This window comes from Variovorax sp. P2_H12 (assembly GCF_056403395.1).
In genome coordinates, this window is record NZ_JBFUFO010000025.1 from 228,433 (window position 1) to 255,208 (window position 26,776).

The 26,776-nt window shown below is 65.4% G+C and carries 23 protein-coding genes, 1 tRNA gene and 1 pseudogene; 15 read left to right on the forward strand and 10 right to left on the reverse strand.

Translation table 11 applies throughout. From position 1 onward, the window contains the following. Positions 1-28: 28 nt before the first annotated feature. On the reverse strand, positions 29-457 hold the full coding sequence (locus tag AC1DYK_RS20190) for an SWIB/MDM2 domain-containing protein (RefSeq protein WP_478167952.1): 429 nt from the start codon (positions 455-457) through the stop codon (positions 29-31). A 173-nt stretch (positions 458-630) separates the two neighbouring features. Then, positions 631-1,557, reverse strand: coding sequence for a DMT family transporter (locus tag AC1DYK_RS20195; protein WP_478167919.1), 927 nt, complete (start codon positions 1,555-1,557; stop codon positions 631-633). Between the two features lie 30 nt (positions 1,558-1,587). On the opposite strand from AC1DYK_RS20195, the gene AC1DYK_RS20200 reads away from it, so the two are divergent. Both AC1DYK_RS20200 and aceA read left to right on the forward strand, forming a co-directional pair. Beyond that, positions 1,588-1,998 carry a gamma-glutamylcyclotransferase family protein gene (locus AC1DYK_RS20200; protein WP_478167920.1) on the forward strand — a complete coding sequence of 137 codons (411 nt, stop codon included), beginning with the start codon at positions 1,588-1,590 and terminating at the stop codon, positions 1,996-1,998. 245 nt (positions 1,999-2,243) lie between these two features. After that, positions 2,244-3,575, forward strand: a complete 1,332-nt coding sequence (gene aceA, locus AC1DYK_RS20205) for an isocitrate lyase (protein ID WP_478156505.1) — start codon at positions 2,244-2,246, stop codon at positions 3,573-3,575. A 78-nt stretch (positions 3,576-3,653) separates the two neighbouring features. Here aceA and AC1DYK_RS20210 read toward each other — a convergent pair whose 3' ends face one another. Then, positions 3,654-4,616 (reverse strand): GlxA family transcriptional regulator, encoded by a 963-nt coding sequence (locus AC1DYK_RS20210; protein ID WP_478167921.1) that lies wholly within the window; start codon positions 4,614-4,616, stop codon positions 3,654-3,656. Positions 4,617-4,729: 113 nt separating this feature from the next. Between AC1DYK_RS20210 and AC1DYK_RS20215 the strand changes: the two genes are divergently transcribed. The 12 genes from AC1DYK_RS20215 (at position 4,730) to AC1DYK_RS20270 (ending at position 14,294) form a co-directional block, all read left to right on the forward strand. Next, a complete protein-coding gene (locus AC1DYK_RS20215) occupies positions 4,730-5,041 on the forward strand; it encodes a putative quinol monooxygenase (protein WP_478167922.1) in 312 nt (103 codons plus the stop codon). Positions 5,042-5,259: 218 nt separating this feature from the next. Next, positions 5,260-7,167: a threonine--tRNA ligase gene (gene thrS / locus AC1DYK_RS20220; protein ID WP_478167923.1), complete on the forward strand. Its 1,908-nt coding sequence runs from the start codon at positions 5,260-5,262 to the stop codon at positions 7,165-7,167. Between the two features lie 98 nt (positions 7,168-7,265). Next, entirely contained in the window at positions 7,266-7,892 is a 627-nt protein-coding gene (gene infC, locus AC1DYK_RS20225) for a translation initiation factor IF-3 (RefSeq protein WP_478167953.1), read from the forward strand. A 150-nt stretch (positions 7,893-8,042) separates the two neighbouring features. Then, a complete protein-coding gene (gene rpmI / locus AC1DYK_RS20230) occupies positions 8,043-8,246 on the forward strand; it encodes a 50S ribosomal protein L35 (protein ID WP_028253491.1) in 204 nt (67 codons plus the stop codon). A gap of 24 nt (positions 8,247-8,270) precedes the next feature. Then, the gene (gene rplT, locus AC1DYK_RS20235; protein ID WP_012747009.1) at positions 8,271-8,630 is read left to right on the forward strand and encodes a 50S ribosomal protein L20; all 360 of its coding nucleotides are present in this window, start codon (positions 8,271-8,273) and stop codon (positions 8,628-8,630) included. 133 nt (positions 8,631-8,763) lie between these two features. Continuing rightward, on the forward strand, positions 8,764-9,840 hold the full coding sequence (gene pheS, locus AC1DYK_RS20240; protein ID WP_478087016.1) for a phenylalanine--tRNA ligase subunit alpha: 1,077 nt from the start codon (positions 8,764-8,766) through the stop codon (positions 9,838-9,840). Between the two features lie 23 nt (positions 9,841-9,863). Then, positions 9,864-12,296 (forward strand): phenylalanine--tRNA ligase subunit beta, encoded by a 2,433-nt coding sequence (gene pheT / locus AC1DYK_RS20245; protein ID WP_478167924.1) that lies wholly within the window; start codon positions 9,864-9,866, stop codon positions 12,294-12,296. After that, on the forward strand, positions 12,293-12,664 hold the full coding sequence (locus tag AC1DYK_RS20250) for an integration host factor subunit alpha (RefSeq protein WP_442282333.1): 372 nt from the start codon (positions 12,293-12,295) through the stop codon (positions 12,662-12,664). Before pheT ends, AC1DYK_RS20250 begins: the two co-directional genes overlap by 4 nt. Before the next feature lie 63 nt (positions 12,665-12,727). Further along, on the forward strand, positions 12,728-13,189 hold the full coding sequence (locus tag AC1DYK_RS20255; protein ID WP_442282332.1) for a MerR family transcriptional regulator: 462 nt from the start codon (positions 12,728-12,730) through the stop codon (positions 13,187-13,189). 26 nt (positions 13,190-13,215) lie between these two features. Continuing rightward, positions 13,216-13,292: transfer RNA gene (locus AC1DYK_RS20260), tRNA-Pro, on the forward strand. Positions 13,293-13,523: 231 nt separating this feature from the next. Next, positions 13,524-13,847 carry an Arm DNA-binding domain-containing protein gene (locus AC1DYK_RS20265; RefSeq protein WP_478167954.1) on the forward strand — a complete coding sequence of 108 codons (324 nt, stop codon included), beginning with the start codon at positions 13,524-13,526 and terminating at the stop codon, positions 13,845-13,847. A gap of 315 nt (positions 13,848-14,162) precedes the next feature. Further along, entirely contained in the window at positions 14,163-14,294 is a 132-nt protein-coding gene (locus tag AC1DYK_RS20270) for a hypothetical protein (RefSeq protein ID WP_478167925.1), read from the forward strand. A 722-nt stretch (positions 14,295-15,016) separates the two neighbouring features. Here the strand turns inward: AC1DYK_RS20270 and AC1DYK_RS20275 are convergent. The 7 genes and pseudogenes from AC1DYK_RS20275 to AC1DYK_RS20305 all read right to left on the reverse strand — a co-directional run bounded on the left by AC1DYK_RS20275 (position 15,017) and on the right by AC1DYK_RS20305 (position 25,906). Beyond that, entirely contained in the window at positions 15,017-16,300 is a 1,284-nt protein-coding gene (locus tag AC1DYK_RS20275) for a GH36-type glycosyl hydrolase domain-containing protein (RefSeq protein WP_478167926.1), read from the reverse strand. Beyond that, positions 16,252-16,833 (reverse strand): annotated as a pseudogene (locus AC1DYK_RS20280) (hypothetical protein); the annotation flags it as partial. The pseudogene AC1DYK_RS20280 and the gene AC1DYK_RS20275, both read right to left, overlap by 49 nt. Positions 16,834-16,872: 39 nt before the next feature. Then, positions 16,873-22,749 (reverse strand): glucoamylase family protein, encoded by a 5,877-nt coding sequence (locus AC1DYK_RS20285; RefSeq protein ID WP_478167927.1) that lies wholly within the window; start codon positions 22,747-22,749, stop codon positions 16,873-16,875. Next, complete coding sequence (locus tag AC1DYK_RS20290) at positions 22,746-22,964, reverse strand: hypothetical protein (RefSeq protein ID WP_478167928.1); 219 nt, start codon at positions 22,962-22,964, stop codon at positions 22,746-22,748. The genes AC1DYK_RS20285 and AC1DYK_RS20290 overlap by 4 nt, the downstream gene beginning before the upstream one ends. Positions 22,965-23,225: 261 nt before the next feature. After that, positions 23,226-23,435, reverse strand: a complete 210-nt coding sequence (locus AC1DYK_RS20295; protein WP_478167929.1) for a hypothetical protein — start codon at positions 23,433-23,435, stop codon at positions 23,226-23,228. A gap of 554 nt (positions 23,436-23,989) precedes the next feature. Continuing rightward, a complete protein-coding gene (locus AC1DYK_RS20300; protein WP_478167930.1) occupies positions 23,990-25,732 on the reverse strand; it encodes a SagB/ThcOx family dehydrogenase in 1,743 nt (580 codons plus the stop codon). Between the two features lie 18 nt (positions 25,733-25,750). Continuing rightward, positions 25,751-25,906, reverse strand: coding sequence for a putative 2OG-Fe(II) oxygenase (locus AC1DYK_RS20305; protein WP_478167931.1), 156 nt, complete (start codon positions 25,904-25,906; stop codon positions 25,751-25,753). A 396-nt stretch (positions 25,907-26,302) separates the two neighbouring features. Here AC1DYK_RS20305 and AC1DYK_RS20310 point away from each other — a divergent pair, with 396 nt between their 5' ends. Continuing rightward, positions 26,303-26,611: a hypothetical protein gene (locus AC1DYK_RS20310; RefSeq protein WP_478167932.1), complete on the forward strand. Its 309-nt coding sequence runs from the start codon at positions 26,303-26,305 to the stop codon at positions 26,609-26,611. Positions 26,612-26,776 lie beyond the last annotated feature (165 nt).

Sequence of the window (26,776 nt, forward strand, 5' to 3'; positions counted from 1 at the left end):
GAGGCAAGCGCGCGAGGCGCTTGCAGGCTTACTTGACGTGCTTGCCGATCAGCGAGGCCAGTTCGAACATCGACACTTGCGGCTTGCCGAAGATTTCCTTCAGCTTGGCGTCGGCGTTGATGTTGCGCTTGTTGGCCTTGTCCTGAAGGTTGTTCTTCTTGATGTAGTCCCACAGCTTGCTCACGACAGCGGTGCGCGGCAGAGGCGTCGAACCGACCACGGCGGCGAGCGCCGGGCTGGGGGTCAGGGCCTTCATGAACGCAGCGTTGGGGGTGCGCTTCTTGGCGGGAGCAGCAGCCTTCTTCGCGGGAGCAGCCTTCTTGGCCGGAGCGGCCTTCTTGGCGGGTGCTGCCTTCTTCGCGGGAGCAGCCTTCTTTGCCGGTGCAGCCGCCTTCTTGGCCGGAGCGGCCTTTTTCGCGGGAGCTTTCTTGGCCGGAGCCTTCTTTGCAGTTGCCATGGTTGATTTCCTTTTTTGGTTGGACACTTTCACCAATGAAAAGCAGTGTCTCCATCGGCATTGCGGATGCTAAAGGAGAAGAAACGCGTTTCCAAGGGAAAAAGCGACTTTTTCATTGGGGGCTGTTGTTTTTTCAGAGGGGAGAAAGCAGTGGCTTTCTCCAGCGAGAGGCTTCAGCTGCGGCACGAAGGCCATGTCGCGAGCACCACGCCGAGCAGCGCGAGCGCAAAAGCGACCACTTGCGCAGCCGCCAGTCCCTCGCCGAGCACCAGCACACCGACCATCGCGGCGCTCACCGGCAGCATCACGGTGAACACGCCCGCCTGCGAGGCGGGCACGCTCTTGAGACCGGTCATCCAGAGCCACACCGTCCAGATGCTCGCGGCCAGTGCGTAGACCAGCAGCAGGGTCCAGATGCCGATGGACACCGAGCTGAAGTCGAAGCGCAGCGCGAACCAGATGCCGAAGGGCGTCGACAGCACGAAGCCCCAGAGATTGATCAGCGAGGAGATGCGCTTGGGCCCGAGCCGGCCGGTCAGCGACTTGCCGATCACCGCGTAGGCGGCCTCGCAGAGCACCGCGCAGAACACCAGCAGGTTGCCCAGCCAGGGCATCGAAGAGCCGCTCGCGGCACTGGCGTGTGCGCCGGCCTGCGCGGGTGCGAGCGCGAGCAGGCCGATGCCCAGGCCGGCGCAGGCGATCGCCAGCCCGACGCGCGGCGTGATGCGCTCGCGCAGGAAGGCCCAGCTGGCGATCGCGACCACGGCCGGAATCGAGGCCATGATGACGCCGGCCGACACGGCGCTCGTCAGGCTGACGCCGAAGAGCATGCAGATCGAGAACAGGAAGTTGCCGAGGAAGGATTCGAGGAACACGAGCCCGCGTGTGCGAGCGGTCATCGATGGCTCGCCGGCCGGCCGCCGCAGCCAGTGCGGCATCGCCAGCGCCGCGATGCCGAAGCGCAGCCAAGCCAGCAGCAGAACGGGAAAGGCGGCCACCAGCGGTTTGGAGAGGGCGACATAGCTGCCGACCAGCGACATGCTCAACGCGAGGCAGCCATAGGCCACGAGGCGGCCGGGTGCGTGGGATGCGGTGTTCAATAGACGGGTGCCGTTCCGAGGATTGATTCGATGATGCCCGATTCCCATGCCGCCGCCGCCGCGGCGCCCCGCCAAGTCTTCGTCTACGGGACCCTGCGTGCCGGCGGCAGCAACGACATCGCCCGCTTCGCGCCGCCGCCCGAACGGGTCGCCGATGGCGTGATCGCCGGCACGCTGTACGACCTCGGCGCCTATCCGGGCGCGGTGCTCGGCGGCGAGGGCAGGGTGCGGGGGGAGATCTACCGGATCACCCCGGTGCTCGAAGCGCAGCTGGATCTGCTGGAAGAGGTGAAGCCTGACGACACGGGCGAATACATCAAGCGCGAAGTGCGGGTGCGCGTGGCCGAGGCGCAGCTTGTCTGCCTGGTCTACGAGATCCATCCCGGTCGCATCGCCGGCCGTGCAGCGATCGCCAGCGGCGACTGGTTTCGCCGCGATTGACGCGGATCGCATGTCGGTTTTCACGCGCGAAAAACTCGCTTCACATTATGAAATTTCGGACTGCTGCGCCGCAATAAAATTTCTCAATACAAGAAAAATAATTTCGCATTGAGAAAAATCGTCGTAAGTTATTGATTTCATTGATTCAAAAATATGTCTTCTATAAGACATAAGAGTCGTCGCCTGACTTACAGTAACTCCCACGACGCCACAGCGCCACCTCTCAATCAACCCTCGGAGTGACCATGCCCCAGACCCTCACAGAACAATTGAGCCGCGAACAGCAGATTGCCGCCCTCGAAAAGGATTGGGCGACCAATCCGCGCTGGAAGGGCGTCAAGCGCGGCTACAGCGCCGCCGACGTCGTGCGCCTGCGTGGCTCGCTGCCGATCGAGCACACGCTGGCCCGTCGCGGTGCCGAGAAGTTGTGGGAGAAGATCAACGGCGGCGCCAAGAAGGGCTACGTGAATGCCTTCGGCGCGATCAGCGCCGGCCAGGCGATGCAGCAGGCCAAGGCCGGCCTCGAGGCCGTGTACCTGTCGGGCTGGCAGGTCGCCGCCGACGGCAACACGTCCGAAACCATGTATCCGGACCAGTCGCTCTACGCCTACGACTCGGTGCCGACGATGGTCCGCCGCATCAACAACACCTTCAAGCGCGCCGACGAGATCCAGTGGGGCCGCGGCGTCAACCCTGGCGACAAGGAATTCATCGACTACTTCCTGCCGATCGTGGCCGACGCGGAAGCGGGCTTTGGCGGCGTGCTCAACGCCTTCGAGCTGATGAAGAACATGATCGCCGCGGGCGCCGCAGGCGTGCATTTCGAAGACCAGCTCGCCGCGGTGAAGAAGTGCGGCCATATGGGCGGCAAGGTGCTCGTGCCGACGCACGAGGCTTGCGAGAAGCTGATCTCCGCGCGCTTCGCGGCCGACGTGATGGGCGTGTCGACCATCGTGCTGGCTCGTACCGATGCCGAAGCCGCGAACCTGATCACCTCCGACCATGACGCGAACGACAAGCCCTTCCTCACCGGCGAGCGCACGCAGGAAGGCTTCTACCGCGTCAAGAACGGCCTCGAGCAGGCCATCAGCCGTGGCGTCGCCTACGCGCCGTATGCCGATCTCGTCTGGTGCGAAACCGGTGTGCCGGACATCGGCTTCGCCCGTGAATTCGCGCAAGCCGTTCACGCGGCCTGCCCGGGCAAGCTGCTCTCCTACAACTGCTCGCCATCGTTCAACTGGAAGAAGAACCTCGACGACAAGCAGATCGCTTCGTTCCAGGAAGACCTCTCGGCGCTGGGCTACAAGTACCAGTTCATCACGCTCGCCGGCATTCACATCAACTGGTACAACACCTTCCAGTTCGCGCATGCCTATGCCAACGGCGAAGGCATGAAGCACTACGTCAACATGGTGCAGGAACCCGAGTTCGCTGCGCGTGACAAGGGCTACACCTTCGTGTCGCACCAGCAGGAAGTCGGCGCCGGCTACTTCGACGACGTCACCACGGTCATCCAGGGCGGCTCGTCGAGCGTCAAGGCGCTGACCGGCTCGACCGAGGAAGAACAGTTCCACTAAGACCCGAGGGTCTCTGATTCATATCCCCGCGTGAGCCTCTCACGCGGGGATTTTTTTCGCCCGCGCTTCCCGGTGGGCTCAGTCGGCCACGCGCAGGTCGCGCACGCCCCGGCCCAGGCGCTGGCGCAGCAGCGCGCGCAGCGTGACGCCTTCGGCATAGCCCACCAGCGTCGCGATCTGCTCCAGGCTCCTGTCGCTGGTCTTCAGCAGATGCACCGCGCGCTCGACCCGCAGGTCCTGGAAATACGACAGGGGCGTCTTGCCGAGCACCTGTTGCAGCCGGCGCGCCAGCGTGCGCTTGCTGGTGCCGGCGGCGAGCGCCGCCTCGTCGAGCGAGAAGCCCTCGGCCAGCCGGCCGCGCGCCCAGCGTTCAAAGCGTTCGACGGTCGGGTCCGAATGGCTCAGATGGTCGGTGATCACGTAGGCGGACTGCGAGGGGCGCGAATCGACGATCAGGTACTTCGCCACCAGCGAAGCCAGTTCGGGGCTGGCCTGGCGCACCAGCAGCAGCGCCATGTCGACATGGCTCAGCGCCGCGCCCGCGGTGAGGAAGGCGCCCGAACTCACCAGCATGCGGGACTCCTCGAGCCGGACCGCGGGGTAGCGCTGTCGGAACAGGGTCGACAGCCACCAGGTGGTGGTGGCGCTCTGGCCGTCGAGCAGCCCCGATTCGGCCAGCACGAAGGTGCCGATGCAGGCCGCGGCGATCCGGACGCCGCGCGCCGACTCGTCGCGCAGCGACGCCGTGGCGTCCGCGATGTCGCGGCGCTGCAGCGCGAGCTGGAGCCCCTCGGGCATCTTCTCGCCGATCGCGGGGATCACGGTCCAGTCCGGCGTGCGCATCCGGCCGGCGGGTTGCACCGGAACGCCGAGTCCCTGCGAGGTCCGCACCTTTCTTCGCATCCCGACCAGCGCGACGTCGAAGGGCGGCTGCGCGAAGCCGAGCATGCCGGCGAGTTCGTTGGCGGTGCCGAAGACGTCCTGCACCGTCGCCAGGCCGGTATCGAACACGCCATCGAGTGCGAGGATGTTGACTCTCATGGCAATAACGATAGCAAAGATGTCAAAAATGCCAATAGAGCAAATCCGCGGCCCGGCCTAGAGTGACCCACGGTCGTCGCAATCTCGCGCCACCGCATTCACCGGAGATCCATATGATCAAGTACGCACTGTTCGCCCGCCTCGAGGCCAAGCCGGGCAAGGAAGCCGAGGTCCAGCAGTTCCTCGAAGCCGGTCTGGCGATGGCGCGCGAAGAGAAGACCACGCCGATCTGGTTCGCACTGCGCCTGACGCCGAGCACCTTCGGTGTCTTCGATGCCTTCGAGGACGAAGCCGGCCGCCAGGCCCACCTGTCCGGGCCGATCGCCCAGGCCTTGATGGCGAAGGCGCCGGAGCTGTTCGCCAAGCCACCGTCGATCGAGCCGATCGAGGTGCTGGGCCTGAAGAACGCCGCCGCGGCGAGCTGACGCCGCAGCGGATAGAATCGCCGGCTCAGACTCAGTACCAACAAGAGCGAGAAAGGCACCCTGGTTATGACACCGCGAACTACACCGCATGCAACGAGCGGTCTTTTCCCTGAAGGAAAAGGCCGGTAGGCCGCGCATGCTGGACATCTTCCAGCGCATCACCAAGCCAAGCGCGGTCCCCTGACCGCGCTTTTTTGTTTCTCGCCGAGGTTTCTTCCATGATCCAGATCACGCTTCCCGACAACTCGCAGCGCGAGTTTCCCGGCCCGGTTTCCGTGGCCGAGGTGGCCCGCTCCATCGGCCCCGGCCTGGCCAAGATGACGGTTGCCGGCAAGGTCGACGGCCGGCTGGTCGATGCCAGCGACGTCATCGACCATTCCGCCAAGCTGCAGATCATCACGCCCAAGGACGACGAGGGCCTGGAGATCATTCGTCACTCGACGGCCCACTTGGTCGGCCACGCGGTGAAGCAGCTCTACCCGACGGCCAAGATGGTGATCGGCCCGGTGATCGACGAAGGTTTCTACTACGACATCTCCTACGAGCGCCCGTTCACGCCCGAGGACATGGCCGCGATCGAAGCCCGCATGCGCGAGCTGATCGCGCAGGACTACGACGTGGTCAAGAAGATGACGCCGCGCGACGAGGTCATCGACGTCTTCAAGTCACGCGGCGAGGACTACAAGCTGCGCCTGGTCGAGGACATGCCCGACGAGAAGGCGATGGGCCTGTACTACCACCAGGAGTACGTCGACATGTGCCGCGGCCCGCACGTGCCGAACACGCGCTTCCTGAAGGTCTTCAAGCTCACGAAGCTGGCCGGCGCCTACTGGCGCGGCGACGCCAAGAACGAGCAGCTGCAGCGCATCTACGGCACGGCCTGGGCCGACAAGAAGCAGCTCGAGGACTACGTCCGCCGCATCGAGGAGGCCGAGAAGCGCGACCACCGCCGGCTCGGCAAGGAACTCGACCTGTTCCACATGGATGAGGCCGCGCCGGGCCTGGTGTTCTGGCACCCGAAGGGCTGGTCGATCTGGCAGCAGGTCGAGCAGTACATGCGGCGCATCTACCGCGACACGGGCTACCAGGAGGTCAAGGGTCCGCAGATCCTCGACAAGAGCCTGTGGGAGAAGACGGGCCACTGGCAGAACTACCGCGAGAACATGTTCACGACGGAGTCGGAGAAGCGCGAGTACGCGCTCAAGCCGATGAACTGCCCGGGCCACGTGCTGATCTTCAAGTCCGACCTGCGCAGCTACCGCGACCTGCCGTTGCGCTATGGCGAATTCGGCCAGTGCCACCGCAACGAGCCGAGCGGTGCGCTGCACGGCATCATGCGCGTGCGCGGCTTCACGCAGGACGACGGCCATGTGTTCTGCACTGAAGACCAGATCCTCGACGAGTGCGTGGCCTACACGGCACAGCTGCAGAAGGTCTACGCCGACTTCGGCTTCACGGACATCCTCTACAAGGTGGCAACGCGGCCGGACAACCGGGTCGGCTCCGACGAGCTGTGGGACAAGGCCGAGCACGCGGTCATGGAGGCGCTGCGCCGTTCGGGCGTGGACTTCATCATCACGCCGGGCGAGGGTGCCTTCTACGGCCCGAAGATCGAGTACACGCTGCGCGACGCGATCGGCCGCCAGTGGCAGTGCGGCACGATCCAGGTCGACTTCAACACCGCCGAGCGGCTGGGCGGCGAATACGTGACGGAAACGAGCGGCCGCGCCTACCCGGTGATGCTGCATCGCGCGATCGTCGGCAGCCTCGAGCGCTTCATCGGGATGCTGATCGAACACCATGCCGGCGCGCTGCCTGCTTGGCTCGCTCCGGTGCAGGTGGTGGTGCTCAATATCAGCGAAAATCAGGCCGATTACGCCGCGGAAGTTGCCAAAACGCTGCAGGATCAAGGGCTTAGAGTTTCGCTCGACCTGCACAACGAGAAGATTACGTATAAAATACGGAAGCATTCGTTGCAGAAGCTTCCTTTCATCCTCGTCGTAGGCGACAAGGAAAAGGAAGCAGGTGCCGTCGCAGTGCGCGCCCGGGGCAATGTTGACCTCGGTGCCATGTCGGTGGAGGCGTTCTCCCAAAAGATCGCTCACGACATCCAACACAAGCTTTGAATTTGAATGGATTCAAAGGCCGATTCAGTCGATCGGGCTGCTTGTGGGCGTGGACTCCCCGGCGTTCGCTACAGATTTTGTAGCAAGTTGTTTGAAGGATTCTGACCATCGCTACTGCATTTCGCGACCGCCGCCACCGCGAGGAACGCCAACACCGCCTGAACCGGGAAATCATGGCCCCGGAAGTCCGCCTGATCGGGCCCGAGAACGAGCCATTGGGTGTTGTGAGTCTTGCCGAGGCCTTGCGCCTGGCCGGTGAACAAGACGTCGACCTGGTCGAAGTTGTCGCGGCGGCCAATCCGCCCGTCTGCCGGCTGATCGAGTACGGCAAGTTCAAGTACCACGAGCAGAAGAAGGCGGCCGAGGCGAAGTCGAAGCAGAAGGTCATCGAGGTCAAGGAAATCAAGTTCCGCCCCGGTACTGATGATGGTGACTACAACATCAAGATGCGCAACATCCGGCGCTTCCTGGAAGAAGGTGACAAGTGCAAGATCACGCTGCGGTTCCGCGGTCGTGAAATCACCCACCAGGAACTCGGTCTGGCGCTGTTGCAGCGGATTCGCGACGAACTCGGCGACCTGATCCTCGTGGAGCAGTTCCCGAAGCTCGAAGGCCGGCAGATGATCATGATGATCGCACCGGGCCGCAAGAAGCCAGGCGGAGCGGCCAAGCCGGCTGCCGACGCAGCAGCGGCGACGCCGGCTGCGGCGCCCGCAACGGCTTGAGTCGACGCGAGTCGAAAATTTTTGCAGGGATTTCGCCCCTGAGCGCTCTCGAAAGGGGCGGGCAGGGGCGGGATAAAGAAGTGTCTCGGGGCCAACAAGCCCGTGGAATTTCCGCGGCGCCTCACGAGCACAAACTAAAGGAGCATTCACATGCCCAAAATGAAGACCAAGAGCAGCGCGAAAAAACGTTTCCGCGTTCGTCCCGGTGGCACCGTCAAGCGCGGTCAAGCCTTCAAGCGTCACATCCTGACCAAGAAGACCACCAAGAACAAGCGCCACCTGCGCGGTGCCACGGCAGTTCACGAAACCAACATGGTTTCGATGGCCGCCATGTTGCCCGGCAGCGGCATTTAACCCAGACGAACAAGGAGTACACACATGCCTCGCGTCAAACGTGGTGTAACGGCTCGCGCCCGCCACAAGAAGGTTCTCGCACTCGCCAAGGGTTTCCGCGGTCGCCGCGGCAATGTCTTCCGCATCGCCAAGCAGGCGGTGATGAAGGCAGGCCAATACGCCTACCGTGACCGCCGCACCAAGAAGCGCGTGTTCCGTCAACTGTGGATCGCGCGTATCAACGCCGCCTCGCGTGAACTGGGCCTGACCTACAGCCAGTTCGCCAACGGCATCCGCAAGGCCGGAATCGAGATCGACCGCAAGATGCTTGCCGATATCGCCGTGCACGACAAGGCCGCTTTTGCCGGCATCGTGGAGCAGGTCAAGGCCAAGCTGGCTGCTTGATCCTGCACAGCAGGCGGCCCGTCTCCGGACGGCGGCCTGCGCCCACGTCAAGGGCTGGCGCTTGAAAGGGCTCCAGCCCTTTTTTCATCGTGGCTCCAGCCCCGTTTCCTTTTTCATCTCGAAGATTTTCTCCATGAACGAGTTGGACTCCCTGGTCGACACCGCACGCGCCGCCTTCGCCACAGCGAAAGCCCCGGCCGAACTCGAGAACGCGAAGGCGCTGTTTCTCGGCAAGTCGGGCCGCATCACCGAGCTGATGAAGGGCATGGCGGCGCTCAGCGTCGACGAGAAGAAGTCGCGCGGCGCCCAGATCAATGTCGCCAAACAGGCCATCGAGGCTGCGCTCACCGAGCGCCGCCAGCAACTCGCCGACGAGGAACTGGCCGTGCAGCTGCGGGCCGAGGCACTCGACGTCACGCTGCCGGGCCGCCGCCGAGTGGCCGGCGGACTGCATCCGGTGAGCCGCACGCTGGAGCGCATCGAGGCGATCTTCTCGAGCATGGGCTTCGACGTCGCCGACGGCCCCGAGATCGAGAGCGACTGGCACAGCTTCACCTCGCTCAACAACCCGCCGAACCATCCGGCGCGTTCGATGCAGGACACCTTCTACGTCGACATCGACGGCGAGGACGGCGTGCCCTACAACCTGCGCCCGCACACCAGCCCGATGCAGGTCCGCTACGCGAACCAGCACGTGAAGAAGTACGCCGCGCAATTCGAGGCCGCGGCAGCCGACACCACCGGGACGGTCAAGGCGCCCGAGATCCGCGTGATTGCGCCGGGCCGGACCTACCGCGTCGACAGCGACGCCACGCACTCGCCGATGTTTCACCAGTGCGAAGGCCTGTGGCTGGGCGAGAACGTGAGCTTCAAGGACTTGAAGGTCGTCTTCACCGACTTCTGCCGCACCTTCTTCGAAAGCGACGACCTGGTGCTGCGCTTCAGGCCGAGCTTCTTCCCGTTCACCGAGCCGAGCGCCGAGATCGACATCCAGTTCCAGAGCGGACCGCTGGCCGGCCGCTGGCTCGAGGTCGCGGGCTCGGGGCAGGTGCATCCCAATGTGGTGCGCAACATGGGGCTGGACCCCGAGCGCTACATCGGCTTCGCCTTCGGCATGGGCCCGGATCGGCTCACGATGCTGCGCTACGGCGTCAACGACCTGCGCCTGTTCTTCGACGGCGACCTGCGCTTCCTCAGCCAGTTTCAATAAACGACAACGACGAGATCGACGAGATGCAATTCCCCGAGTCCTGGTTGCGCGAATTCTGCGACCCGCAGCTCAGCAGCGAAGCCCTGGCCGAGACGCTCACGATGGGCGGCTTCGAGGTCGAGGAGCGCCGGCCGGTGGCGCCGCCGTTCAGCAAGGTCGTGGTCGGCGAGATCAAGGAAGCCGCCCAGCACCCGAATGCCGATCGCCTGCGCGTGTGCCAGGTCGATGCCGGGCAGGGTGCCTTGCTCAACATCGTGTGCGGTGCGCCGAACGCGCGCGTCGGCATCAAGGTGCCGCTGGCGCTGGTCGGTGCCGAGCTGCCGCCCGGCGAAGACGGCAAGCCCTTCTTGATCAAGCTGGGCCAGCTGCGCGGCGTCGAAAGCCAGGGCATGCTGTGCTCGGCGCGCGAGCTCAAGCTCAGCGAAGACCACGGCGGCCTGCTCGAGCTCGCCGCCGATGCACCCGTGGGTGCCGACGTCCGCGAGGTGCTGAAGCTCGACGACTCGCTGCTGACCCTCAAGCTGACGCCGAACCTGGCGCATGGCCTGAGCGTCTACGGCATCGCGCGCGAACTCTCGGCACTCACCGGTGCGCCGCTCAAGAAGCCGGAGATCGCGCCGGTCAAGCCCGCGTTCGACGACAAGCTGCCCGTGAAGGTCGAGGCGCCCGAGCTGTGCGGCCGCTTTTCGGGCCGCATCGTGCGCGGCGTCGACACGAAGGCCGCGACGCCGGCCTGGATGGTCGATCGGCTGGCCCGCTGCGGCCAGCGCAGCGTCACGCCGCTGGTCGACATCTCGAACTACGTGATGTTCGAGTATGGCCAGCCGACCCACATCTTTGATCTCGACAAGATCCATGGCGGCCTCACGGTGCGCTGGGGCCGGCCGGGCGAGCAGCTGAAGCTGCTCAACGGCAACACGGTCACGGTCGATGGGAAGGTCGGCGTGATCGCCGACGACCGCGAGATCGAGTCGCTGGCCGGCATCATGGGCGGCGACGCCACGGCGGTGTCCGACGACACGCGCAACATCTACATCGAGGCCGCGTTCTGGTGGGCCGAGAGCATCCAGGGCCGTTCGCGCCGCTTCAATTTTTCGACCGATGCCGGGCATCGTTTCGAGCGGGGCGTGGACCCGAGCCGCACCGTCGAGATCATCGAACGCATCACGCAGCTGGTGATCGAGATCTGCGGCGGCCGGGCTGGCGCGATGGATGACCAGCGCTTGCGCTTGCCCGAGCGCAAGCCCGTGACCTTGCGCGTGGCCCGTGCGGCGCGCGTGATCGGCATGCCGCTCACGCAGGCCGACTGCGCCGCTGCACTGCGCCGCCTGTCGCTGCCGGTGGAGGAGGGCGACGGTACGCTGATCGTCACGCCGCCGCCGTACCGCTTCGACCTGCTGATCGAGGAAGACCTGATCGAGGAGGTGGCACGCCTTGTCGGCTACCAGAACCTGCCGACCACGCCGCCGATGGCGCCGATCACCGCGCGCCTGCGGCCCGAGGCCGAGCGCAGCCGCTTCGCGGTGCGCCAGCGGCTGGCCGCGCTGGGTTACCAGGAGACCATCAACTTCAGCTTCGTCGAGGCCCACTGGGAGCAGGAACTCGCCGGCAACGCCGATCCGATCAAGTTGCTGAACCCGATCGCGAGCCAGATGAGCGTGATGCGCTCCTCGCTCGTCGGCTCGCTGCTGCAGGTGCTCAAGTTCAACCTCGACCGCAAGGCGACCCAGGTGCGCGTGTTCGAGCTCGGCCGCGTGTTCCTGCGCGACGCCGCGGTCACGACCACCGACAGCACGGTCAAGGGCATCCACCAGCCGATGCGGGTGGCCGGACTGGCCTGGGGCGATGCCGAAGACGGGCGCTGGGAAGGCAAGGCCGAACGCGTCGACTTCTTCGACATCAAGGGCGATGTCGAGGCCCTGCTTGCACCGCGCGTGCCGACCTTCGAAACCGTCGAACATCCGGCGTTGCACCCGGGGCGCGCGGCGCGCGTGCTGCTCGACGGCCGTGCGATCGGCGTGGTCGGGGAACTGCATCCGCGCTGGCGCCAGAAATGGGACTTCGCGCAGGCCCCGCTGCTGTTCGAACTGGAGCTCGACGCGGTCATCGCCCGCCCGCTGCCGGTGGCGCAGCCGGTGCCCAAGCACCAGCCGGTCGAGCGCGACATTGCGGTGGTGGTGGCCGAGTCGGTCACGCACGATGCGCTGATGGGTGCCATCCGCGCTGCTTCCGACGCCAGCCTGCTGCGCGAACTCGCGCTGTTCGACATCTATCGTCCGGCAGTCGCCCGCGACGGCACGGTGGCCGCCGGCGGCCTCGCGGCCGGCGAGAAGAGCATGGCGGTGCGGCTCAGCTTCAACAGCGACAGCGCGCTGACCGACGAACTGGTCGAAGCGGCGGTGCGCAAGATCATCGATCAACTCGGCGCCGGTCTCGGCGCCCGTCTGCGGGTATGAACGCCATGGACTTCACGCTCGAGGCCCTCGAAACGCCGGCGCTCACCAAGGCGCACCTGGCCGACCTGCTGTTCGAGCAGATCGGCCTGAACAAGCGCGAGTCCAAGGACATGGTCGAGGCTTTTTTCGACCTGATCGTCAACAGCCTGATCGAAGGCACGGACGTCAAGATCTCGGGCTTCGGCAACTTCCAGATCCGCGTCAAGGCGCCGCGACCGGGCCGCAATCCGCGCACCGGCGAGGCGATTCCGATCGGCGAGCGGCGCGTCGCGACCTTTCACGCGAGCGCCAAGCTGAAAGAACAGATCCACGGAAGCATCGACGATACGGCCCCGCGAGAGGTCGAATGGAGCCTGGGCTCCGAATAACATTGGTACTCGGAGCGCCGGTGGAGTAACCTATGAGGTTTCGCTCGCACTGTCTTGATTTCAATGGAGAAAACCCTCCCGCCGATTCCCGTCAAACGCTACTTCACAATTGGTGAGGTGGGGGAGTTGTGCGGCGTCAAGCCGCACGTGCTGCGCTACTGGGAGCAGGAGTTCACGCAACTGCGCCCGATGAAGCGGCGCGGCAACCGACGTTACTACCAGCACCACGAGGTGCTCATGATTCGCCGCATCCGCGACCTGCTCTACGACCAGGGCTTCACGATCAGCGGCGCGCGCAACAAGCTGCAGGAGCTCGTCCAGTCCGAGCGCGAACGCCGCAAGTCCGGCGAGGTCCCGCTCGAGGGCATGGAGGCGATCGAGATCGACCAGGAGGAGTTCGACGCCGCGGTGCAGGACGACCTGGAGACGCACGAACCGGTCCGCCGTACGGTCGATCTGTCGCAACTGCTCCACCTGCGGCGCGAACTCACCGAAATTCGCGAGCTGCTCGGCTCGAATCACTGATTTCGAGCGGCTATAATCGAGAGCTTCGGTGTGTGGCGCAGCCTGGTAGCGCACTTGCATGGGGTGCAAGGGGTCGAAGGTTCGAATCCTTTCACACCGACCATAAGTAAAGACAAAGGCCGCTAGCTGCATACAGCTAGCGGCCTTTTTCATTGGAGAATCGGCCGCTTACAGGGCAATGGCGTACAACGACCGACATTGACTGCCAGTGAATTCCGGGGGTACAAACGGCGTTGCAGGCAGCGGTTTAGCGAGGAATTTGGGGTTTTGTACCCCCTTGCCCGAGTGATGCGGCCCACTTGCACCCCCTGTTCCCTGGAGTTGTACCCCATGCATCACCGATGCTCAGTGCCGCAACGCTATCTGCCCTCCTGAGCGCAAGCAGGCCCGGTTCAGTGATGCGGGCGGCCTTTACCTTCAAGTAAGTCCTGCTGGCTCGCGTCGCTGGTTTTGGAAGTATCGGATCGTTGGGGCTGAAAAGCAGCTCGCCCTAGGAAGCTACCCCGACGTGTCGTTGACGACTGCCCGTAAGGCGCGGGACGCTCGTCGCCAGCAGTTCACGGTGGCACAGTGCTCCTGGTCAGCTCGATACGGGTCCGCCGCACCTGAACTGGGTCTCGGCGCTGGCGTAGCTGGCCACGCCGCTGTTCTGCGATGAGGAGCTGACGGGAAGCACGCCCTTGCTCTTTCTTCGAGCAGAAAGCGGCCTCCGGTAAAGCTCAGCCTTCACTTCGCCGCCGTTGTACGTCAGCATGCCGCCAGGACGATGGCACTTGGAGTCCGTCACTGATTGGGACCATGCCGGTGGCCGTGGCGCACGCGGCCAGAACGGCGCTGGCCAGGACGCGAGCCTTCCGCCCCTCATGTCGCCGTCGCTACCTAAGGAGTCGCATGACGCATTCACTCAGGACCTGCGTCCGCGGCCTGACTCAAGGACCGTTGATTCACCGCGCCGGCCGACTACTAGGTGCACGTGAGCCACCTTCGCCGCATCATCATCTTCGCCGGCAAGCCCGATCTGATGTCGGTGATGCCGGTAATCGCTGCCGTAGCCCTGGACGAGGTGGACGACACATTGGAGATCTCCGAGCAAACAGAGATTTGAAGCGGGCGGCAATCAATGGGGCGTGCCGTCGATCGCAGAACTCGGCGAAGCGATCGGTCGATATGCCCGCCTTCCTAGGGGCTGCCATGTGGCCTAGCCGAACGGCAGCTTCCTGGAACTACCTCGGAATGGCGGTGCCGGCCATGACCTGACATCCAGATTCGCGGCCGAAGGTCAGGAACAGACTGATTGCAGCCGTTCGCTTGCGAACCGTGGATGTCTCTGATGGGCCCAAGAGCGACATTCGGCAGGTCAAAGTCGGCGCCGCATAGCGGACGTGCGCGGCGGACAGGGTCGATAGACGCCGGCGACCCAGCTCGCCGGGCAACGCGAACGCTCAGGCCAGCAGGCCAGCGACGAAATCGCCAAAGGCACGCACGCACCCTTCGGCTGCACCTGCCGCCGGCCAATGGCGACCAGCAAGATCGGCGGCGGTCCGTCCGCGACGAAGTCCGTCAGAACGCATCGCAGCCGGCCGCCCGCGAGCAAGACGCGCGCCGCCGATTCGTCGCCTGGACGATGCCCACGCCAGCGGCAGCGGGGTGCCCTGCAACGCATCCAGCGAGTCCATGGCCACGTTGCCGGCACGTGTTCGCCGACCGGCATGAAGTCGAGCGATAAACCTAGTCAGCCGGCACACTCTGGTGACGCCAATGAGACGCATCGTCTGTTCGCCACGGCATGGAGGCTGAGGGGCAGGCCGCCTCAAGAACTCGCCGCACTCAACCCACGCGCACTACCGCCCCGTCCGGCAACGCCCCCCATTGGATCCATTCGCCGATTGCGATGCGGTGCGTCGCCTCGCCCGATCCCACATCGCCCCACCGCAGCACGAACCCGCGTCCCGCCAACCTCAGCGTCATCTCGAAACCCGGCCAACCCACCGGCACCCTGGGCGTGAGCGAAAGCCGGTCCTCGTGCACCGTCAACCCCAGCAGGATCTCGACCGCAGCCCGATGCATCCATGCCGCGGACCCGGTGTACCAGCTCCACCCGCCACGGCCCGCATATGGGGCCTCGCCATGCACGTCGCCTGCCATCACATAGGGCTCCAGTTCATACACCGGTCCTTGTTCCGGATGCCGGGCGCGATGCGCGGGGCTCAGTCCCTCGAAAGTCTGCCAAGCGCCTTCGACATCGCCAGTCAGCGCCTGCGCGATGAGCGCCCACACGGCCCCGTGCGAGTACTGTCCGCCGTTCTCGCGTACGCCGGGGGGATAGGCCTGGATGTAACCGGGATTGTTCGTCGAATGCGCCAGGGGCGGATGCAGCCGCCGCGTCAAGCCTTGAGGTGCGTCGTACAGGAGCTCCTTCATCGAGGAGAGCGCCCGTGACGTGTGTTCTTTGTCCGAGGCCCCTGAGATCACAGCCCAAGCCTGCGCGATCAGATCAATGCGGCACTCCTCGCTGAGCGTTGAACCCAAGGGCGCGCCGTTGTCGAAGAAGGCCCGCCGGAACCAGGCGCCGTCCCACCCTGACGCGTGCAAGGCGGCGATCCAGCCCTGCCGGGCCGCTTGCCAGCGCTGTGCGCGATCGCCTTCGCCGCGTGCCTCGGCAAAGGGCGCGAAGCGCTCGACCACACTGCAGAGGAACCAGGCCAGCCATACCGACTCGCCGCGGCCTTCGTGACCTACGCGGTTCATGCCGTCGTTCCAGTCCCCCGTTCCCATCAGCGGCAGGCCGTGCACGCCGATCACGAGACTGCGATCGATCGCGCGCGCGCCATGCTCGTAGACGGTCGCGAGGCGGGTGCCGACCTGCGGGGCGTAGTAGGCGTCCTCGGCACCGAGTGGGATTTCTGGGCCTTCGATGAAGGGCACAGCCTCTTCGAGCACCGAGCGGTCCGCCGTGACATCGATGTAGTGCGCAGCAGCATAGGGCAGCCACAACTCTCGCCGGCAATCGCGGCGCAGGCGTCGAGGCCGCTGCCGCCGCGCGCGCCCAGGGTCTCGGGCAGTTCGACCGTGCCTCGCCCGGCGAAGAATTCGCTGCGGTCGCAGGTCCATTGCGCCGCGCCGCTCAGTCCTGCAAGCTGCACGAACCCGGTACTGCCGCCGAAGCCGGCGCTCGATTCGAGTTGCTCGGCGAACACCGCCGGCAGTTCCTCGGCCTTCCATGTGTGCACGGTTCGACGTTCCCCGCGAGCCGCTCCAAGCTGCCATTCGACCATCGCGAGGGCGCCCATCCGGCGTGGGGCGAACCCTTCGTTACGAACATTGACGTGCACCAGCTTCATTCGCTCATCGCGGTCGGCGAAGAAAGTGGTCTCCAGGCGCACATCGCGATGCAGGCATTCGAAGACCGTGTAGCCCTGGCCGTGGCGTACGCGGTGCGTGGCCGCGGAGGTACCTCGGCCGGTGGGCGTCAGCGGCAGCAGCTCGCGCGAGTCGAGATCCTGCAGCAGGTAGTGTTCGAAGGCCGGGTCGCAGACCGGATCGTTGGACCATGGCGTGATCTGGTGGAGTCGGCTGTTGACCGCCCAGGTGTAGCCGGCCCCCGATTCGGAAATCTGGAAGCCGAACGACGCATTGGCGATCACGTTGATCCATGGCCTCGCCGTGCGGCGGCTCAAATCGACCTAGAACCGGAACTCGCCGCATTCGGCATCGAAGTCGCCTTTCGGAGCGAGCGACGCATTCTCGACGTGGGTTGCGTGCGGGGGCGCCGAGAGCGTCGAGACTGCAACGCGCGACCCCACGCCCCCCTCGCTCGGTCTCACGGCTGCTTCGCGTAGCGCCGTCACCTGCGATTCGAGCGATCGTCCGTCGGCGGTGAAGACAACGCGCGCCAGGCTCGACAGCGCCGCCTTCTCCGAAGGCGCCACTTCGACATCACGCAGCAGGTAGAAGCCCGCCGTATCGTTTCGCGGAAAGCTGTTCTGCGTCTGCTGGGCGACGCGATTGCGCAGCGCTTCGATCTCCCTTTGCAGTGGCATCAGGTAGGAATGCGGCTCGCCGTTGAGCACCACCAGGTCGCACGCCACGCCGCCGAAGCCCCACCAGGGTTGGGCGCGAAGCAGCATGTCGACCAGGCCTTTTCCAGCAATGGAATGGATGGTGACCAGCACAATCGGCTTGTCTCCCGAGATCCCGAAACGCCAGATCTGCCGCAGGTCGATCAGGCTCCGATCGCGCATGACGCGAGGCGTGGTGTAAGTCAGGATGGTCGTAAGGTCCTGCAGCGCAATGTTCTTGGCGGGGTCGATGCTGAGATCGCGCAAGCGCACCTGCGCCAGCGTGGCGGCCATGCGTGTAGCGCGTTCCACGTGCATCGGCTGCAGGTAGCGGTCGATGCCGGGCATCAATGCTTCCACGTTGTCGTCGGCGGCGGTCGCGAAGGTCACGCGCGCGGTGGCGCCCGGTGCGATGGAAAGACGCACGCGCAGGCACGCGATCGGATCGAGGCCATTGATCGGCCTGCCGTCAGACGCCAGCGGCTGCAGATCGATCGCCGGCGCCGCGAGTGTGCGATTGCGCCCGACGAAAGCGCGTCGGTCGGTCATGCAGTCGACAGACAGCACCTGCGCATCGACCGATGCGACGAAGTGCGCGGAAGCAACCACCGGGTCGCCGTGCAGCCTGGGCCTGCGCGACATCAGCAGCGCACGCCAGCCCGGCTCCCAGCGGCTTTCTACGCACAGGTTGGCGAAGGCCGGATGCGCCTCATCGGCCTTGGGGTTGGACAGCACCGGTTCGAAGTAGGAAATGAGATCCAGCGTGCGCGTCTCGCTGCCCGTGTTGTGCAGCGAGACTGTACGCAGCTCGGTGTCGTCCTCCGGGCTGATGAGCACCGTGATGCGCGCCTGAAGACCGGGTCCGTTCGCGTCGAACTGAACCTGATCGGCCAGGAAGCGCGCGCGGTAGCGCCAGTGTTCGCCGGGCGCAGGAAGGGCGGTCAGCGAGGTGAGCGCGGGGCTGTGCGCGTCGCGCACGTAGAAGAAGGTGCCGTAGCCGTCGCGCAGCGGATCGTCCCGCCAGCGGCTCACGTTGAACGAGCGCCAGCGGCTCACGCCGGCGCCATTGGCGCGCAGCGCCACCGTGTACTGCCCGTTCGACAGCAAGTGCGTGGGCTGAAAGCCGGGTGCCATCGGATCGACCACGCGCGGCTGGAAAATCGGCGGCGCTTCGCCGGTCGCGGGCTCGGGCGGCGGGCGCGGATCGGCGCTGCCGATGATCTGCCGCGGCGTGCGCTCATGCATCAGCGATTCGTGCGCCTGCACCAGCGGCGCGCTGCCGAACCAGCGGCGCGGCGCATTGTCACGCACGGCGTTGCACAAAGCCACGAGTGACATGCCGTGGTGGTGCGCCATGACATTGCGCACGACGGTGAAGGGCTGCTCGGCGGGCTGGCGCGAGACGGTGAAATCGATCGCGTCGAAGAAGCCGAACTCGCCGCGTGCACCGAGCGACTCGAGCAAGCGCAGGTTCGACACCGCATCGGCTGGCCGAAGCAGTGCGGCCATCGCTGTGGCATAAGGCGCGACCACGCGGTCGGTCGGCGGCGTGCGACGCAGCGCAAGACGCGGCACCCCGAAGGGCGAGTATTGGTAGGCAAGGGAATGGTCCTGCGCGAAATACGCCGATTCGGAGACGCCCCATGGCAGGTTCTGCACCGAGCCGAAGGCCTGCTGCTCGCCGATCGCGGCGAGGTTCGCGACCTGCAGCAAGCCGCCGACCGGCTCCGCCATCACGAGCGCCGGCATCAGGTATTCGAACATTGAGCCCGACCACGACTTGAGGCCCGGCTTCACACCCACCGAAAAGAAGGGCCGGCCGAGCGCCATCCAGTGGCGCCGCGGCACGTCGCCCTTGGCGATGGCAAGGAAGCTCAAAAGGCGCGATTCGGAGGCGAGCAGGTCGTAGTAGCTCGAATCGAGCGCGTTCTCTTCCACCCGCAGACCGATGTGAAAGAGATGACGCTTGGTGTCGTAGAGCCCCCGGAAATCCATGCCGGCACACAGGGTCTCGCAGCGCTGCGCGAGCGCCTCCAGTCCGGCGCCATCGGCGTTGTCGCTGGCAAAGCTGCGGCAGGCCTGCGCGACGGCAATCAGGTGGCCCGCGAGATTGCCGCTGTCCACGCTGGACACGTAGGCCGGCGGCAGCATCCGCAGCGTTTGCGTGTCGTACCAGTTGTAGAGATGGCCCTCGTGCTTGTCGAGGCGATCGATGGTGTCGAGCGTCGCTGCGAGCCGGGCGGCGAGCGCCTTCGTGTCGATCCACCCGAACTCGCGCGCGCAGCAGCTTGCCAGCAGGTACATGCCGATGTTGGTCGGCGAAGTGCGGTGCGCGATGGTGGGCTCGGGCTCGAGCTGCAGGTTGTCGGGTGGCAGATGGTTGTCCTCGGGCCCGACCACCTGCTCGAAGAAGCGCCACGTGTCGTGTGCCAACGCTTCGAGATAGTCGCGCTGCTCGGCGGTCAATTCGCCTTCGGTTTCCCCTGGCGTGCGGCTGCTCCACCATGCGGCGACAGGGGCGAGCGCCCACAGTACGAAGAGAACGGCGCCCAGCCGCGGATGCGGGCTCCACAACGACGCCACGGAGAATGTGATGCAGACGGCGCTCGTGAGTGCCGCGCCGCGCAGGAACGCAGGGAGGTCGTAGCGCGCCTGTGTCTGCGCCTGGGCCGCGGTCGTCCATTCGAGCAGATGCCGGCGGCTCACCGCGAGCCGCCATGCGGCGCGGGCGGACGCGTCGAGCAGCAGCCGAGTCTGCGCCGCCAGCTGCACGAATTGCCACGTGGCGCTGACCGTGGCGCGCATCAGCTCGGTGGCTCCGACGTCGAAGAAGTGGGGCAGTTCGATCGAGCGCCGCGTCGGCACCAGCCCCGCGAGTGCCCCCAGCAGCGGCCCGAGGACAAGCGCCGCGCCGACGGCTGCGAGTCCCCAGTTCAACGGGAACGAATCGGTGAAGGCGACCCACGCGAGAAGTGCGGTCGATGCCGGAACGACCATGGCCCGTCGCAGGTTGTCGCCCATCTTCCACAGCCCGAGCGCATCGATGCCGAAGTGTCGCGCGCGCAGCATCAGCGGGACCAGTTGCCAGTCACCGCGCGTCCAGCGGTGGACGCGCGAGGCGGCGACGCCGGGGTGGTGCGGGTGGTCTTCGATCAGGACCAGGTCGCTCACCACGGCGCAGCGGGCCACCGTGCCTTCGAACAGATCATGGCTCAGCACGGCGCCGTCAGGCACCCGCCGGTCCAGCGTGGCATGGACGGCCTGCACGTTGAGCAGGCCCTTGCCGGTGAAGGAGCCGATGCCGAAGACGTCCTGGTAGAGGTCGGAAGCGCTGTTGCTGTAGGGGTCGAGTCCGCATTGACCCGCGAACATCCAGTGAAACAGCGAGCGCTCCTGCCGCTGCGGAAAGGGTGTGACGATGCGTGGCTGGAAGATGCCGAAGCCGGCCACCACGCGATGACCGGCTTCGGAGATCTGCGGCGCATTCAGCGGATGGGCCGCCACTGCGACCAGTTCACGCAGGGTGCCTGGAGGCAGGCCGGTGTCGCTGTCGAGCGTCATCACGTACGGGATGCGCGCTGCAAGTTGCATTCCCCCGGCCATCGGCACGAAGCCGCTTGCATCGCCGACAGCCAGCAGGCGAAGCAGCATCTCGAGCTTGCCCCGCTTGCGCTCCCAGCCCATCCAGCGCTGCTCGGTATCGGACCAGGTCCGTGGACGATGCAGCAGCGCGAAGCGCGGGGGAGCATCCGCCGGTGGAGGGTACGTTTCGTTGAGCGCTGCGATGCGCCGCGTCGCGTCGTCCAGCAAAGCCGCATCGTGCGGCATCGAGGCCTGCGGCGCGTCAGCCCAGTCCGTTAACAGCGCGAACTGCGCGTGATCCTCGCGGTTCGCTAGCCAGTGCAGTTCGAGGCGATGGGCGAGCTGGGCATTCGCCTCCAGCGAACCCAGCATCGACGGAACGACCACCAGCACCCGATGCGCTTGCGGAACGCCGGCCGCGAAATCCAGTCGTGGCAGCGCGCGTACGCGAGTCGATTCGGCCACGATACGGTGCACCAGCGCAATCACGGCTTCGGAGAGCGGCCATGCGAGCAGCACCAGCGCAACGATCGAAGTCCATGCCGCGTCCGGCCAGCCGATGCGGTTCAACCCATGTACCGCCGTGGCCAGCAACAGCGCGGTGCCGGCGACGATCGTCAGCAGGTAGAGCGGGAGGCGCCAGCTGCGATGGGCGATCCGTCGCAGCGCAAAGGGAGCCTTGCCGTTGCCGCGCGCAGGCGCCAGGGCGGCGATCAACGCCGGGCGGCCTTCGCCAAAGAGATAGTAGCCTGCCGTTCGTTCTGCTAGCGACCAGCGATCCTCGTCGTCGTCCGGTTCGTCCGGCTCGTGCGGGTCGGCGGCGACGTCGAAGGCCAGCCGCACCACTACCTGAGCGACTTCGCGCTCGGACCGGCGGCTGGCACGTGCGACCTGCTCCATCGCGTGCGTGATCTGCTGGCGCGTGATTTCACTTTCGCGTCTGAAGCTCGGCAGCTCGCGCAGCACGCGCAGCGACCGGCTGACCGGCTCGATCAGGTCGGCCCACTCGACCTGACCAATCATGCGCAGCGTGGTGATGATGTCGCCGACGGTGAGATTGGCGGCGGCCTGCGCGCTCTGCGCGTTGGCGATCAGCGCGGGGCCGTTCGGGCAGTGCTGCTCGGTCCATTTCACGAGAGCGGGGGTGTCGTCGCCGTGCTCGAGCGGAAGGCGTTGCCACAGTTGGGTGAGGTAGCTTTCCTGCATGCCGCGGCTTTGGAGCGCACGGTAGAGCACGTCCAGTTCTTGCGCGGAAAGCGACTCGGCCGTATCCCACGCCGCGTGTGCGACTTCGCTCGCCACCCTGTTCTCGGCGATGCTTTCGGCGACGCGACGCAGGTTTTCCAGCAGCACCACGCGCAGCGTGGTCGGCAGTGCCCACAGTTCGCCCAGCGTGAGTTCGTCAATGTCCTGATAGGCGTTGAGAAAGGCGGTGAACAGTTCCTCGTTCAGCACGCTGTCGGTATGGGCCACGTAGGCCCATGCAATGCCGTAGACGCGCGGTAGGCCGGCCAACGGCGCCGCGGCGAGCTTGGGCAGGCGCGCGTAATAGCTGCGGGGCACGCCCTCGCGAATCTGTTGAAGCTGCGCTTCGACGAGGTGGAAGTTGTCGAGCAGCCATTCGGCCGCTGGTGTCACATAGCGCCCGCTCTGCGAAATCAGCGCGATGTAGTCGAAGGCGCGGCGCAGTGACTTGAGGTTCTTGTCGACCCGCGGAAAAAAAGGCGTGGTGTCGCCGCGGGCGCTCCCACGCTGCACCACCTGCGCGCGGGCCAGGCTGTGGCCGTGCTGCTCGAAGCGTTGTGTGCCGAAGAGCTCGGCGCGGATCGGTGGTTCGACCGGTTCGTGGGGACGGAGGAGGAGTTCGCGTGCGTATTGGCTGAGCGTGTCGAGTCGGTCGACGACCGCGACAGCGCTCAAACGATCGCGAACAGTCCGATGGCGAGCACCACGGCCACGCAGACCATCGTCACGATGCGGCCGGCGGCGACTGAACGCACCCGCTGCAGATGGCGCCCCATTGCAAACCATCGCCCTTGTGCGAGCGCGCAATGTCGCATGTGGGTTGCTAGCGCATCGAAGTCGCCGCCGATGAAGTCGATTTGGGAACGGGCAAGCAGTTGCGGGGGAGACATGGCAAAGATTCCTCTGAACGAACCTTAGGCCGCCGCGCGATTGCGAGCGAAAGCTGTGAACGTGGGGACAGGGTACTCTTCATTGCATACCCCTAATTTCTCCTCAGCCGGAAATAGGCGTACGAAAAGGCGCACTTCGCGAGAGCCAGAGTCGCGCTGCTGGTCTTTCGTGAGGCAACCGCTCGGCAGCAATGAGATTGGCGCATTCGCCGACGCTGATTCGAGTGCTTGCCCGGCTGGGAAACTACGCACTGGACCAGGTCAATCCGGACTGCGCACATGACCCTCAATTTCGTCACGCGCGTCCCCAAGCGTCTGGTACGCGCGAATCAGCGCTACTCGAAGGACGTCCTGGTGAGTTTGCGCATCAAAGCTCCGATCGCTGCTCAGCGAAGTGGCTGATACGGCTGCGACAACGAGTTGCACCGCTTGCGCAAAGCGTGCTTCGTCGATTGCGGATCTTTCGCTCATGGGCAGCCTCCGGGGAAGATGATTGGTGCATACCGCGATGGACGGGGTAACGCCGCCATCAGTAGCCGAGTGCGCACCGATTCGACATGCTGATGCGCGACTGTACGCCTGCGCAGCGCGTTTCCCGGCCATGACAACCGCGCCGCCAACCCTGGCATGGCCTTTCGATTGCCTTGGATGCAGACGACCACTTCAATCCGGCGCATTGCGGCGGGCTTCAAGTGCGTGACCTACATTTTCGACAAGTGCGCCTCGGCCTGAAACCCCAGCCCACACCGACGGTGAATTGGCCCGGAACTTCCTGTGCGGGGGACGATCATACGTTCGTGATGCAACGGTGGACTCAGTGGCTCATCCTGCCACGGGAGCTTTGCTCCAAGGGGTTCGCCCCTTCCTCCCGCATTGCCCTGAAACCCGCCTCGTAGCGGGTTTCTTCGCAAGTCACCATTCGATCGTCGTCGCTCTACGTGCGGCGATCGCAGGCCAATGCTTCGTCCAACCAGACGGGCCACCCGCCGGGCAGTGCTTGCCCCGCGACCTCCGCGCTCGTTGCGTCACCCGCGGTCTGCACGACGCTTCAACTCGTCTTCATCATGCACACCATAGGGCGCCAGCGTGGTAAGTCGGCTGTCCGCCACCGGGCCGCCGATCGTGAAGTGATAGAGCGACTGGAACTCCAGGTTGCTGAAACCGAACACCCGGTGCACCGGATCGTCGAAGAAACAGCCGATGCCCGTGGCGCCTATGCCCGCCGCTTCGGCCTCCAAATACAACACCTGCCCGATCACCCCGGCTTCCCAAAAGAGCTGGCGATAGAACCAGGGCCCGTGCGTGAACAAGGCGTCTCGATACTCGGCGATCATGCCGAGCGAAAAGACCCCATCGCCCGCGATTTCCTGAAAGCAGCTCACTTGCGTCGCAAGCTGCCTCGCATCGCCGCATTCCAGCCTGCGAAGGGGAAGGTCCGCCGGGCACCCGGGAGGCTCGGACCAGTCGAAGTGCTCATGCATGGCGCGCTTCAGCTTGTCCAGCTTGGCCGGGTCGCGGACAAGTACGTACAGCCCTGGCTCGAGTCCGTCCACCCGATGAACAAACAAGGCCAGGTGGATGCGCGGCTCCCAGGCAATGGCATCCCAGGGCATCGGCCGCCGGTTCACCTCCAGTTCCACGCGCGGCATGACGCGCGCGAGCATGTCGTGGAAGCGCTCGGCCGTGATCGAGGTCCGGCCATCGCAGGCCAGGAGGCTGCGCCGTTGGCGGATGATGCGGCCGGCCGGTGGCCCGTCTGGGAGTGCTGCGCTTCGATCCGCCGGGGCAGGCGTGTCGAACAGGTCCAAGCCGTACCGCTCGCCGATCTCTTGACGTGAGGCGAGCGCCACCTCGTCGATGACGGTCCAGGCGACGGGGTCGTCGCGGCTGAGCCGGTTCGCAGTTCCGCGCCAGACTTGCTTCGTGAGCTGGCCCACCACCAGCGGATCCAGGCCGAGCGGCACCGCGCGCTGCGCGCCTGCACACCACGGCCCTGCCGAGTCGTTCGGCCAGATGAGCATGACGAGTTCCGGTTGTTCGCGCTCGGCGCCTGCGAAGTCCTCGGCGCGGTTCAGCCCCAGCAAGGCTTCGATGGTTTCATCGGCTAGGCCGTGCAACACGACAGCGCTCCATCCCAAAGTCGCGGCGGCGATGCGAAGCGTGCCGATGGCATGGCCCGCGTCGTGCTGACAATAGCGGAACGCGCGTTCGCCGTACTTCCACGCTTCGCGCCAGTGGATGGACGAGAAACCGACCAGAAAGGCCTGTGGGGGAAACTCCCGCATCAACTGCGCGAACCATTCGGCGGAGCCATTCGCGCGCCGTTCAAGGCCGTGTTCTCTCGGCGCGTAGTGGTACAGGCCGGGCGTGAGCGCCAGCCCGGGAAACACGCCGATCAGCAGGTAGCCCTCGGTGGGATGCAGGTTGCCGCTCGAAGGGTTGCTGCGCAGTGCCCAGCGCGTGCCACCCGCCTGCTTCCAGGCCGACAGCGCCAGCGCGTACTCGAACAACCGCGACAGTGAGCGGACCGTGAGCGGCGCGCTCGGCACCGCGCCCCGCCGATACATAGCTTCGTAGCGAGGCGACAGCGGCTCTTCGTCCGCGCCAAGGATGGGCAACTGTGTGAGCGGCGCCCCCTCGTAACGGCGGAGCGGGTTGGGTTGGTTCACCCAATCCAGGGCGCCGGTGGAGCGCGCATAGCGGTGGAACTGGTGCTTGGTGCGTTCGTGATAGCGCAGGACCGCTTCGAGCTTGTCGGCAGCGTCCATCAGGGTCTCCGTTTGGTGTCACCCGAGCGGTTTGCTCAACTGCTGCGTGAACGAAGAGAACATCAGGTTGAAGCTGACGCTGATTCGTTCTTCCTCGCTCATGTTGGCATCGACCGAGTGCTTCAGCAAGTCTGGAAACATCAGAAACGCTCCGTTGCGCACTTTGACCACCACTTCGGTGCCAGCCCGGCCCCCGCTGGGAGACGTTCAACGCTTGGCAATCGGCCGACGGCGCCCTTGGGCCAACGGGTGCACGCCGCTTCGACCCGCCGATGCCATTCCGGAAAGCCGGAAAGCGGTCGCTGGCGACTGTCAGCTCATGGCCGATCTGAGTCGTTGGCCGTCGCCGTGCGAAGGGCAGCAACCGCTGCATTCCGGTCTACCGCGGATGATGACCGGCATCAGGCAGCCGGAACGCCCGGTGCCTTCCGGGGGGGCTGCGCCATTGGTGTCGTGAGCGCCATCCACCGGACGCCTCAGTCTTGGCGTCGGTTGGGCGGGAACGCGGATTTCGCGGCGGGCACTGCTGGACTCCAGAGATCACGCAGCCCGCAACGCCTTTCAACAGCAATGGCCGTCGCCGCGGCGCTTGCCTTCGTCGGTGTGTTCGTGCGCCGCGCCGGCAAGGCTTCAGTGCGCGCTGATTGGGACGCACAGAAGCTGGGCGACGCGGAGGCCCGTCGCCTGGCCAGCACCGCACGAGAACAGCGCTTCGACGCGCGCCAGAAACGAACCGACAAGGATGCCCACGATGGCCAAGCAAAACTGGGGCTATTCAGACGCCGGATCTTCGTAGCTCTTCGCAATCGGTTCATTCACCTCGCTGTCAATATAGCTGCACAGCGTCTCGTCAAGGATGGGCACCTGTCCATTGAGTAGCCGCGTTCGGGCCGCTTGCACTGCGGCTTTGTGAGCAGCCTCCGGCACGCTGCGTCCGTTTAGATAGTCGGCAACCAAGGCTTCGGCGGCTTCCAAGAAAAGAGACATGCGCATCTCCCCCGCCCGGGGGCATATGGACCTTTCGCGGCAAGACTGACAGCGACC